At 74.7% G+C, this 11,856-nt stretch carries 8 protein-coding genes; 2 read left to right on the plus strand and 6 right to left on the minus strand.

Translation table 11 applies throughout. The features are described 5' to 3' along the window. Nucleotides 1–16 precede the first annotated feature (16 nt). The 4 genes from ACFCY7_RS24625 to ACFCY7_RS24640 form a co-directional block, all read right to left on the minus strand. Nucleotides 17–1,207, minus strand: a complete 1,191-nt coding sequence (locus ACFCY7_RS24625) for an acyl-CoA dehydrogenase family protein (RefSeq protein ID WP_376488208.1) — start codon at nucleotides 1,205–1,207, stop codon at nucleotides 17–19. A 350-nt stretch (nucleotides 1,208–1,557) separates the two neighbouring features. Then, the gene (locus ACFCY7_RS24630) at nucleotides 1,558–1,758 is read right to left on the minus strand and encodes a hypothetical protein (protein WP_367827336.1); all 201 of its coding nucleotides are present in this window, start codon (nucleotides 1,756–1,758) and stop codon (nucleotides 1,558–1,560) included. 83 nt (nucleotides 1,759–1,841) lie between these two features. Then, nucleotides 1,842–2,393 (minus strand): hypothetical protein, encoded by a 552-nt coding sequence (locus ACFCY7_RS24635; RefSeq protein ID WP_376488209.1) that lies wholly within the window; start codon nucleotides 2,391–2,393, stop codon nucleotides 1,842–1,844. Then, entirely contained in the window at nucleotides 2,386–6,309 is a 3,924-nt protein-coding gene (locus tag ACFCY7_RS24640) for a BTAD domain-containing putative transcriptional regulator (protein ID WP_376488210.1), read from the minus strand. The genes ACFCY7_RS24635 and ACFCY7_RS24640 overlap by 8 nt, the downstream gene beginning before the upstream one ends. Nucleotides 6,310–6,745: 436 nt before the next feature. Here ACFCY7_RS24640 and ACFCY7_RS24645 point away from each other — a divergent pair, with 436 nt between their 5' ends. After that, complete coding sequence (locus ACFCY7_RS24645; protein ID WP_376488211.1) at nucleotides 6,746–8,830, plus strand: SpoIIE family protein phosphatase; 2,085 nt, start codon at nucleotides 6,746–6,748, stop codon at nucleotides 8,828–8,830. A gap of 19 nt (nucleotides 8,831–8,849) precedes the next feature. Beyond that, a complete protein-coding gene (locus ACFCY7_RS24650) occupies nucleotides 8,850–9,875 on the plus strand; it encodes a PHP domain-containing protein (protein WP_376488212.1) in 1,026 nt (341 codons plus the stop codon). A gap of 91 nt (nucleotides 9,876–9,966) precedes the next feature. Here the strand turns inward: ACFCY7_RS24650 and ACFCY7_RS24655 are convergent, their stop codons facing one another. Both ACFCY7_RS24655 and ACFCY7_RS24660 read right to left on the minus strand, forming a co-directional pair. Then, nucleotides 9,967–11,364 carry an NADP-dependent succinic semialdehyde dehydrogenase gene (locus ACFCY7_RS24655; RefSeq protein ID WP_376488213.1) on the minus strand — a complete coding sequence of 466 codons (1,398 nt, stop codon included), beginning with the start codon at nucleotides 11,362–11,364 and terminating at the stop codon, nucleotides 9,967–9,969. A gap of 95 nt (nucleotides 11,365–11,459) precedes the next feature. After that, a complete protein-coding gene (locus tag ACFCY7_RS24660; RefSeq protein WP_376488214.1) occupies nucleotides 11,460–11,774 on the minus strand; it encodes a hypothetical protein in 315 nt (104 codons plus the stop codon). Between the last annotated feature and the right edge of the window lie 82 nt (nucleotides 11,775–11,856).

Raw genomic sequence — 11,856 nt, forward strand, 5'->3', positions numbered from 1 at the left:
GGTCTCTTGTCGAACGTCAGCGGCGGACTCGGGGCATGCCGAGGCCGATCCAGGAGATGATTTCGCGTTGGATCTCGTTGTTGCCGCCGCCGAAGGTGAAGATGACGGCGGAGCGGTAGCCGCGTTCGAGTTCGCCGTGGAGGACGGCGCCGGTGGAGGCTTCTTTGAGGGCGCCGGCGGCGGCGACCACTTCCATGAGGGCGGCGTAGGCGTCGCGGCGGGCCTCGGAGCCGTAGACCTTGACGGCGGAGGCGTCCTGGGGGGTGAGGGTGCCGTGTTGGACGGCGTTCACCATCTGCCAGTTGAGGAGTTTCATCGCGTCGAGGCGGACGTGGGTGCGGGCGAGGGTGCGGCGGACCCAGGGGAGGTCGATGACGCGGCGGCCGTCGGCGAGGGGGGTGGCGGCGGCCCAGCGCTGGACGTCGTGGAGGGCGCGGATGGCCATGGTGCCGTGGGCGGCGAGGGTGACGCGTTCGTGGTTGAGCTGGTTGGTGATGAGGCGCCAGCCCTTGTTCTCGTCGCCGACGCGGCGGGAGGCGGGGACGCGGACGTCGTCGTAGTAGCTGGCGGTGGTGTCGTGGGAGGCGAGCGTGTTGATGAGGGTGCAGGAGTAGCCGGGGTCGCTCGTCGGGACGAGGAGCATGGTGATGCCCTTGTGGGGCGGGGCGTCGGGGTCGGTGCGGACCGCGAGCCAGACCCAGTCGGCGGTGTCGCCGTTGGTGGTCCAGATCTTCTGGCCGTTCACGGTGTAGTGGCCGGTGGTCTCGTCGCCGTCCCGTACCGCGCGGGTCTTGAGGGCGGCGAGGTCGGTGCCCGCGTCGGGTTCGCTGTAGCCGATGGCGAAGTCGATCTCGCCGGAGAGGATCCGGGGCAGGAAGTACGCCTTCTGCTCGTCGGTGCCGTACCGCATGATCGTCGGCCCGACCGTGTTCAGCGCCATGAGGGGCAGCGGTACGCCGGCCTGCGCCGCCTCGTCGAAGAAGATGAACTGCTCCATCGGGGTCAGCCCGCGCCCCCCGTACTCGGTGGGCCACCCCACCCCGAGCCAGCCGTCGCCGCCCAGCCGCCGCACGGTCTCCCGGTAGAAGCGCTTCTGGGCGGCCGGGTCCTCGTACCGGGCGTGGACGTCGTCCGGGACCAGTTCCGCGAAGTACGCGCGGAGTTCGGCGCGCAGGCGGTTCTGGTCGGGCGTGTACTCGAGGTGCATGGGGGCCTCCCGTGGCGGCGTCCTGCGGCGGCGTCCTGCGCCGTCCTCGGTGCGCCGCGCGCCTGGGCGTGATGCGACGCGCGACGGCGGCCACGGTAGAACGTGTTCCACAAATCCGGAAGCCTCGGGACGGTGGCGGTCCCGCGCCCGTACCCGACGACCGACCGGAAGGTCCCGCCGGACCGCCGCGGTGGTCACGGACAGCGACGGGCTCTCCGGTGGAGCGGACACGCCTCGGCCCCGGGTCGGGAGGACCGACCCGGGGCCGACGGGGTCACGGAGATCGCCGGGATCACGGGGATCACGGGGATCACGGATTGGTCGACAGGCGCTGAGCCTGTCGGGGACACCTAGGGCAGGAGCTCGTCCATGGAGGCGCGCCCCTTCTCCGCCATGCGGCGTTCGGCCCAGGCGAGGCTCTTCGGATTCACGTCACGGCCGGAGGCGAGGACCAGGTCCTCCGCCGTGAACTCGCCCTCCGAACCGGCGTGCAGCAGCCGGTCGGGCGTCGGAAAGTCCCCCGGGGACGTCTTGTCGGGCTCTGCGTTCATGCCGCCTCCTACGTTTCTTCCGGCACTGGCCATTGTCGTGTCCGGCCACCCGGACCGCATCCGGGACGGCGCCCGGAGCGGTGTCACGCGGGCGGAGCGGGGCGCGCGGCGGGCGTCGGCCGGGTGAGCAGGGACGCGTCCGGTACGACGGCGTCGCGGGCCGCCTCCTCCCAGAGGGCGAGGCCGGCGCGCAGCAGGGCCCACACGGCGGTGGCCTCCTCGTCCGTCCAGACCTCCCCGTCGGGGGCGCCGAAGATCCGGTCGTAGGCGGCGTCGTGGACCGTGCCCTGGACGGGAAGCGCCGTGGCGGTGTCCACACTGCGCGCGACGTCCTCGAAGAAGTTCCAGGCGTCCAGGGCCAGCCCCGTCGGGAGCGTGCGCGTACCGGGGTCGTGGACGGCCTCCTCGATCGACTCCCGTACGTCTTCGAGGTCGAGCACGGACTCCGTGTCCGGCACGAGATGCCAGCCGTTCCGCTCGCAGTGTGCACGGAGGGTCTCCGTGTCGTGGAAGGCGAGGAGCCTGCGGCGGTCGTCGACGGCCAGCGTGTCGTGGTCGTCCCCCTTGCCGAGCCGCCAGATGACGTGGAGGTCGCCCCTGCGGGTCGCGACCCGGTAGGCGTAGTGGTCAGTCATGCGGGGTTCCCCCTGGGTTCCGCACCAGCGATGCGGCGGTCGTGAGCGAGAGCGTGGCGCCCTCGTCGTGGTGGTGGGTGTACGCCTGCGGGGCCAGAGCGCCGCGGAGCGTCTTCTCTGCTCGGGCGCGGATCTCGGCCTCCGTGCGGGCCGCGAAGGGGCGGAATCCGCCGCCGTGGGCGCCGGTGTGCTCGTCGTACGCGCCGAGGAGTCGGGCGCCGGCCTCGGCGTCGCCGGGTCCGGCGCGTCCGCCCAGCGCCCAGGCGGCGGTCGCGAACTGGGTGACGAGCAGGTAGGGGGCGACGAGGTGGGCGAGGGTCTCCACGTCCGCGACGGCGCGGGCCAGCCGCTCGACCGCGGCGTCGTAGGCGCCGTCCAGGCAGTCGAGCCAGGCCCGCACGCCGCCGACGAGGCCCCAGAAGAGCGCCGGCGTGACGTCGCCGAACTCGGCCTCCGCGAGGGCGAGCTGGGTGCGGGCGAGGGAGACGCGTCCGGTGTGCGCGTAGTGCTGGGCGAGCAGCAGCCGGCCGGTGCCGGCGGCTTCGGCGCCCCACTGCCCCGCCTCGTCGGCGGCCTCGACGAGGAGCCGCTCGGCCGCCGCGACGTCGTCCGGGCGGAGCCGGAGCCGCACGGCCGCGAGGCGGGCCGTGATGACGGGCACCTGGGAGCGGGCGCCGACCCGCGCTGCCGCCTCGGCCGCGCGCTCGAAGTCGGCGGCGGCCTCGGGGAGCCGCTCGGCGCGCTCGTAGGCCTCGCCCCGGGCGGAGAGGGACTCGGCGGTGCCCCAGGAGTCCCCGGCGGCCTCGAAGAGGGCGAGTGCCTCGTCGGCGTCCGCGGGCCCGTGGCCGAGGAGTTTGGCCCGCATGAGGAGGGCGAAGCCCAGGTCCCAGCCGGTGCCGTGGTCGCGGCAGGCCGCGACGGTCAGCGCCAGGGTCTCGTCGAGGGTGCGCAGCTCTCCGGTCATGAGGCGGGCGAAGTACCACATCGTGCCCGGCTGGCGGCAGGTCTGCGGGAGACCCGGCCGGTACGCGGAGACGAGCGCGGCGAGCCGCGCGCGGGACTCCGGCCGTTCGAGCACGGTGGCGCCCTCGCCGCCCTGCGTCGCGAGCGCGTAGAGGTGCCCGCCCCGCCGGGCCTCCCTGAGCCGCTCGCCGCTCCACGGCGGCGGCACGTCCACGCACCGGCCGGCGACCGGCTCGGCGGGGCGCACCGGCTCCCGGAACGGGTCGGGGCCGAGCCCGGCCGCCTCGACGGCCCAGGTACGGGCGTCGACCGTGTGGTTGCGCAGCTGCCAGAACCAGCTGAGGCAGTGCACGAGACACAGCGCCTCCTGCTCGTCGCCGAGCCTCACCGCCGTCCGCAACGCGGCCCGCAGGTTGTCGTGTTCGCGCTCCAAGCGGGCGATGGCCGGAATCTGCCCGGCGCCGCGCAGTTCGGGGTCGGTCCTGCGGGCCAGCTCCCGGTAGTACGTCAGGTGGCGCCGCTCGGTCGCGGCCCGCTCCCCCGCCTCGTCCAGCCGCTCCCCCGCGTACTCCGCGACGGTCTCCAGGAGCCGGTAGCGCATCCCGGCCCCGCCCGGCGCGGCGACCACGAGCGACTTGTCGACCAGCGCGCCCAGCACGTGAAGGACGTCGGCGGACGCGCCGCCGGGGGCCGCCTCGGGGTCGTCGGCAGTGGTACGGGCACGGTCCGACGTGTCCGTACCACCGTGGGTGTCCGCAGTGCCGGCCTCAGCGGCGACCGTGGTGGTGGCAGTGGCCGGGATACGTGCACCACCGGCCGTACCACCGACAGCGTCCGGGTCCGCGAGACCGGTCACGGCGTCGGTCCAGGCGTCGGTCCCGTGCGCGCCGCCGTCGGCGCACACCGCCTCCGCCGCCGCCGGGTCGCACCCGCCCGCGAACACCCCGAGCCGCCGCAGCACCGCCCGCTCCGCGCCGTCGAGGAGCTCCCACGACCAGTCGACGACCGCCCGCAGCGTCTGCTGGCGCGGCAGCACGGTCCGCGCCCCCGACGTGAGCAGCCGGAAGCGGTCGTCGAGCCGGTCCGCGATCTGCCGTACCGACAGCAGCCGCAGCCGCGCCGCCGCCAGCTCGATGGCCAGCGGCAACCCGTCCAGCCGGCGGCAGACCTCCGCCGCCGCCTCCGCGTCCTCCGCCACCGTGAACCCCGGGCGCGCCGCCGCCCCCCGCTCCCCCAGGAGCCGCAGCGCCTCCTCGGCCGGCAGCGGCCCCAGCGGGCGCACCACCTCCCCGGGCACCCCGAGGGGCTCCCGGCTCGTCGCGAGCACCGTCACACCGGGACACCGCGTGAGCAGTGCCTCCGCGAGCTCGGCCGCCACCTCGACCACGTGCTCGCAGTTGTCGAGGACGAGCAGCATCCGCCGTCCCGCGCAGTGCTCGACCAGCGACGCGTACGGGTCCCTCACGTCCGCGTCGGTGACGGCAGGACGGTGCCAGAGCTGGGTGTCACGCGCACCGAGCGCGGTGAGGACGGCCTCGGCCACCGTGCTCCCGTCGCGCACGGAGGCGAGCTCGGCCAGGTGGACCCGACCCGGGTACGTCTCCGCCGCCTCCAGAGCGAGCCGCGTCTTGCCCACGCCGCCCGGTCCGGTGAGGGTGACCAGTCGCCGATGACCCCACGCGCCGGCGAGCGCGTCCAGTTCGTGGTCTCGGCCGATGAAGGAGGTCAGGCGGGCGGGCAGGGAGGGCGGGGAAGGCAGGGAGGGGGCGGTCGCGGGGGGACCGGACGGGGGCGGGGCGGACGGGGGCGGGGTGGATGAGGCCGGAGCATCTGGGGCGGACTGGGCGGACCGGCCGTAGGGGGGTGCGTCGGAGACAGCCGGCATGTCCTGGCCCGGCGGGTTCGGTCGACCGGTCCAGTCATCGGGGTACCTGTCGGAGCGGCATGCGGCGTCCGAACCGGCTGCGGAGTCCGAACCCGCTGCGGAGTCGGAGTCGGCTGCGGACTCGGAGCCCCCTGCTGCGTCCGGCCCGGGAACAGCAGCGACGTCCGGGCCGTACCAAGCCTCGTTGTCCGGGCCCGACGGTCCCGGAGCGTGGGGACCCAGCCCCCGCGTGCCTCGCGCCACGGACCGTGTCGCCGCCCCGCGTGCGTCTGCCGTCAGGAGTTCGGCGTGAAGGGACCGCAGTTCGGGGCCGGGGTCCGTGCCGAGGCGGTCGGCGAGGGTCGCGCGTACGTCCTCGTAGGCCGCCAGTGCCTCGGCGGGGCGGCCGGCCTCGCGCAGGGCGCGGATCCGGAGGGCCTGGAGGGGCTCGTCGAGCGGCTCGGTGGCGGCGAGGGCGGCGAGCGGGGCGAGGACGGCGGTGGCCCGTCCCAGGGCGAGGTCGGCGGCGAACCGGTCGCGGCGGGCCTGGGCGTGGCGTTGGGTGACCCGTACGACGAGGGGGTCGGTGTCCCGGCCCGGCAGGTCGGCGAGGGCGGGCCCGTGCCACAGGCCGAGGGCCTCGTCGAGGAGGACGGCGGCCCGCTCGGGATGGTGGTCGGCGAGGGCGGCGGCGCCCTCGGCGGCGAGGCGTTCGAAGCGGTGGAGGTCGACGTCGTCCGGGCCGGCGGCGAGGCGGTAGCCGCCGCCGGGCGTCGAGACGACGGCCTCGCGCCCCAGCGCCTTGCGCAGGCGCCCGACGAGGGCCTGGAGCGCTGCCGTACGGTCCGGCCCGTCGAAGGCGTCGGCCCACACCTGGTCGACCAGTTCGCGCGGGCCCATCCCCCGGCCGCCCGCGGCGGCGAGTGCGGTGAGCAACGCACGGAGCCTCGCGCCCCCCAGGACGGCCTCCGTCCCGTCGTCGGTACGGAGGGCACGGCACGGGCCGAGGACGCGGTAGGACGGCTGCACCGGCTCATTCTGCCCCGGCGGACTCAGGACCCCACGGGATTTTCCGGGGCGGCGGCGCATTCCGCCCGCCTCGCGGGCGGCTCTCTAAAGGCGGGCGGACCTCGCGGGCGCTCTGGTACGGGACTCCACCGGCCCTGACGGATGTCCCGGAACTGGACTCCACCGGCCCTGACGGGCGCCTCCGTGGCTCCGCCGGCCACGGGTGCCGCGGAAATCCGCCCACCATTGCGTGGCCCCGGCACTCGGTCCGACCACGGCGGCCCGGCGCTCCCCGCCCTCGCGGGTACGCAGGTGCCCGGGATGCCCTCCTGCCCACCGGGTACGCAGGTGCCCAGGCCGCCCGCCCTCCCTCGCGGGTACGCCGTGGGGCGACGCAGCCGCCCGCCCCATCCCCCCATCCCCGTATCCCCGTATCCCCGTATCCCCGGCGGCGAACTCGCGCCACGCCGTGTCGCCGCCATGGCGTCGACGGGGTGCGGGTTCGACAATGAGGGGGATGACCGACGACGACCGGCATGCGCGCAACGGCGAGATCGGGCCCGCCGAGTGGCTCGCCATGAACCGGACCGGCAGCTTCGACTGGGATCTCGACACGGGCACGATCGATGTCGACGAGTCGGGGCTGCTGGTCTTCGGGCTGACCCCGGACGCCCACGACGGGCGCCCGGTGACCTTGGTGGGACGCCTCGCTCCCGAGGAGCGGGCGCGGCTCGAAGGGGTCGTGCGGGAAGCCGTCAGGAGCGGGGCGAACTCGTACACCGCGCACTTCGCCATCCCGCAGGCCGACGGGTCATCCCATTGGACGCACGTGCAGGCGCGGATCCTGCGTTCCCAGGACGGGCGGGCCCGGCGGATCGTCGGCATCGTGCGGGACACGACGGCCGAGCTCTCGAACTTCGCGTTCGTCCAGGAGTTGGAGAAGCGTCGTGAGGTGCAGACGAGCATCGTCGAGCGGACGACGAACGCGCTGTCCCGAGCGGTGACGGTGGACGACGTCACGGCCGCGCTGACGGGTCCCGGCGGGCTCGCCCGGCTCGGCGCGGACGGGCTCGCGCTCGGTCTCGTCGAGAACGGTTCGCTGAACGTGATCGCGTTGAGCGGCGACTCCCTCGACGTGCTCAACGACTTCCGCACCCGGCGCCTCGACCAGGGGCTTCCGCTGGCCGAGGCGGTGCTGAGCGGGCGGCCGCGGTTCGTCTCCGCCTTCCCGTCGCTCGGGCGGGACTTCCCCGAGCTCGCCCCGTACGTGGAGCGGCTTCCGTTCCGGGCGGCCTGCTATCTGCCGCTGGTGGCGCAGGCACGTTCCCTCGGCGGCATGGCCCTGTTCTACCGGGGGCGCACCGACTTCAACCCGGACGAGCGCAACCTGGCGCTCGGTCTCGCGGCGATCGTGGCCCAGTCGCTCCAGCGGGCGATCCTGTTCGACGAGGAGCGGGAGCTCGCGACCGGGCTCCAGTCGACGATGCTGCCGCGCCGGATCCCGGAGATCACCGGCGGCGAGATCGCGGTGCGCTACCACGCGGCGTGGAGCGGCCGGCAGGTCGGCGGCGACTGGTACGACGTGATCGCGCTGCCCCGCGGCCGGGTCGGGGTCGTCGTGGGCGACGTGCAGGGCCACGACACGCACGCGGCCGCCATCATGGGGCAGCTGCGGATCGCCCTGCGGGCGTACGCAGGCGAGGGGCACGCCCCGTCGACGGTGCTGGCCCGGGCCTCCCGGTTTCTCGCCGATCTCGACACCGACCGCTTCGCGACGTGCACGTACGCGCAGGTCGACCTGGCGAGCGGCACGCTGCGTGCCGTACGGGCGGGGCACCTCGGTCCGATGATCCGGCACACCGACGGCCGCGTCGGCCAGCCCAAGTTGCGGGGCGGTCTGCCGCTGGGCCTGGCGACGGTGTTCGGGGACGAGGAGTTCCCGGAGACCCGGCTCGACCTCGTGCCCGGGGAGACGCTGGTGCTGTGCACGGACGGGCTCGTCGAGCAGCCCGACTCGGACATCGACTCGGGTCTCGCCGCCCTGTCGGAGGCGATCAGCAGCGGCCCGCCGCAGGCGGAGGCCCTCGCCGACCACCTCTCCGAGCGGCTCTGGGAGCGGTGGGGCTCGGGTGACGACGTGGCGCTCCTGGTGCTGCGCCGCAGCCCGGACCCCGGCACGCCGCGGGCACCGCGCATCCACCAGTACATCCACCAGGCCGATCCGCAGGGCCTGTCGGACGCGCGGGCCGCCGTCGGGCAGGCGCTGAGCGACTGGGGCATGCCCGAGCTGTCCGACGACGCCGAGCTGCTGACGGGCGAGCTCCTGGTCAACGTACTGCTGCACACCGAGGGCGGCGCGGTGCTGACCCTGGAGGTGCTGCCGGAGCCGGTGCGGCGGGTGCGGCTCTCGGTGCAGGACCGGTCGAGCGCCTGGCCCCGCCGGCGTACCCCGGGCGAGGCCGCCACCTCGGGGCGGGGACTGCTCCTGCTCGACGCGCTGGCCTCCCGGTGGGGGGTCGAACCGCGCGGCGAGGGCAAGGCCGTCTGGTGCGAGATCGGCCCGGAGACGGTGCCGGCCGACGCCACGGCGAACGGCGCCTGAGGATCTCCGGAGGCACGTCATGGACCCTGTGGCCGCGCTGAACCGGATCGCGTTCCTCCTGGAGCGGTCCAGCGAACCGGGGTACCGGGCGAGGGCCTTCCGCACGGCCGCCTCCGCGGTCGCCGCGCTGCCCGAGGGCGAGGCGGCGCGGCGTGCGGCGACGGGCGACCTGGAGGGCGTGAAGGGCCTGGGACCGAAGACCGCGACGGTGGTCCGCGAGGCGCTGGAAGGCCGGGTGCCGACGTACCTGGACCGTCTGGAGCGGGAACTCGAGGACTCCCTGCGGTCCACCGGGCAGGGAGACGGCGGCGAGGCGCTGCGGGCGGCGCTGCGCGGCGACTGCCACCTCCACTCGGACTGGTCCGACGGCGGCGCCACGATCGAGGACATGGGCCGTGCGGCGGCTTCACTCGGCCACGAGTGGGCGGTCCTCACCGACCACTCGCCGCGGCTGACGGTGGCCCGGGGCCTGTCGCCGGAGCGGCTGCGGGAGCAGCTGGACGTGGTGGCGCGGCTGAACGAGGAGTGGGCGCCGTTCCGTCTGCTGACCGGCATCGAGTGCGACATCCTGGACGACGGGTCGCTCGACCAGGATCCGGACCTGCTCGCCCGCCTCGACCTGGTCGTCGGTTCGGTCCACTCGAAGCTCCGGATGGACGCCCGCGCGATGACCCGCCGTCTCGAACGGGCGGTGCGCGACCCGCTGATGCACGTCCTGGGGCACTGCACGGGGCGGCTCGTGGCGGGCGGGCGGCTGCGGCCCGAGTCGGCGTTCGACGCCGAGCGGGTGTTCGCCGCGTGCGCCGAGTCGGGCACCGCCGTGGAGATCAACAGCCGCCCCGAGCGGCTCGACCCGCCCCGCCGGCTGCTGCGGCAGGCCGTGGCGGCGGGCACGTACTTCGCCGTGGACACCGACGCCCACGCGCCCGGTCAGCTGGAGTGGCAGATCCTGGGCTGCGCGCGGGCCGAGGAGTGCGGGGTGTCCGAGGACCGGGTCATCAACACCTGGACGGCCGACCGGTTGTCGGAGTGGACGCGCTGCTGACCGACGGACCCGGGAGGGCCCGCCGGTGGTCGGAGGCGCGGCTGACCCGCGTACGGGTACGGGTGCGCGTACGGGTACAGGCCGACGGCCGTCAGGCGCGCTGCCAGACCGTCGTCGTGTTGCAGAACTCGCGGATGCCGTGGCCGGAGAGCTCACGGCCGTAACCGGAGCGCTTGATGCCGCCGAAGGGGAGCGCCGGGTGCGAGGCGGTCATGCCGTTGACGAAGACGCCGCCCGCCTCCAGGTCGCGGACGAAGAAGGCGACCTCGTCCGGGGAGCGGGTCCATACGTTGGAGCTGAGGCCGAACGGCGAGTCGTTGGCGACGGCCACGGCCTCGTCGACGTCGCGCACCGGGTACACCGTGGCGACCGGGCCGAAGGCCTCCTCGTGGTGGATGCGCATCTCGGGGGTGATGCCGGTGAGGACGGTGGGCCGGTAGTACCAGCCGTTCCGGAGCGCCGGCTCCTCGGGCCGGTGGCCGCCGCAGAGGGCGGTGGCACCCCGGCGTACGGCGTCGTCGACGAGCTCCTCCAGGTCGGTGCGGCCCTGTGCGGTGGCGAGGGGGCCGATGTCGGTGGACTCGTCGAGCGGGTCGCCGACGGTGAGGGCGTTCATGGCGGCCGTGAAGCGTTCGGAGAAGTCGTCGTACACGTCCTGGTGGACGATGAACCGTTTGGCGGCGATGCACGACTGGCCGTTGTTCTGCACGCGTGCGGTGACGGCCGTCTTCACGGCGCGGACGATGTCCGCGGAGGGCATGACGATGAACGGGTCGCTGCCGCCGAGCTCCAGGACGGTCTTCTTCACCTCGTCGCCCGCGACGGCGGCGACGGCGCGCCCCGCGGGTTCGCTGCCCGTCAGGGTGGCCGCGACGACCCTGGGGTCCCGCAGGACGCCCTCGACGTCGCGGGAGCCGATCAGGAGGGCCTGGAAGCAGCCTTCGGGGAAGCCTGCGCGGCGGAACAGGTCGCCGAGGTAGAGCGCGGTCCTCGGCACGTTGGAGGCGTGCTTGAGGAGTCCGGTGTTGCCCGCCATGAGGGCGGGCGCGGCAAAGCGGATCACCTGCCAGAGCGGGAAGTTCCACGGCATGACGGCGAGGATCGGGCCGAGCGGCCGGTAGTGGACGCGGGCCAGGTCGGCGCCGGAGTCCTGGACGTCGCTCTCGGGCGGATGCTCGTCGGCGAGCAGTCCCTCCGCGTTGGCCGCGTACCAGCGCATGGCCTTGGCGCACTTGCCGGCCTCCGCGCGGGAGGCGGCGATGGGCTTGCCCATCTCCAGCGTCATGGTGCGGGCGATGTCCTCGGTGTCCTCGTCGAGGAGCGTGGCCGCGGCGCGCATGAGCCGGGCCCGCTCGGCGAAGGAGGTGGTGCGGTACTGGCGGTAGGCCTCGTGCGCGGCGGCGATCCGCCGCTCGACCTCCTCGGGCCCGTGGGCCTCGTAGGTGCGCAGCGTCTCGCCGGTCGCGGGGTTCACGGTGGCGATGCCCATGACGTGCCTCCTCGTGCCATCGGCCCCCTCTGCAACCATCCGCCATGAACGGCCCCGCGCAACAGGGGCGCGGCCGGTCGAGGGGCGCGATCCGGTCAGGCCGCGTCCACGGCGGGCATCTTCACGAGGACCCGGCCGTACACCCGTTCGAGTGCGAGGACCAGCCCGACCAGGATCGCGTCCAGGACGAGTACGGAGACGAGCGGCGGCAGCCACACTGCGGCGACGCCGGCGACGGCGCAGGCGCAGGCCAGGCACGCGAGCAGCCGGACGCCCCAGGCCTGTCGGGTGGACGTGCAGTACCACCTGGCCTGGGTGATCACGTAGAGGACGGGACCGCCGAAGAGGCGGATGCCGACCTCGGCGCTGCCGCGGCCGGTGGGGTGGCCGATCGCGAGTTCGGCGCCCACGGCCAGGACGACGAGCCCGGCCCCGTGGCGCGCACGTCGGCCCCGCCACTACTTCCGGGCCCGGGTACGCGCGCGCATACCC

Source organism: Streptomyces sp. NPDC056361, assembly GCF_042262805.1.
Lineage (GTDB): Bacteria > Actinomycetota > Actinomycetes > Streptomycetales > Streptomycetaceae > Streptomyces.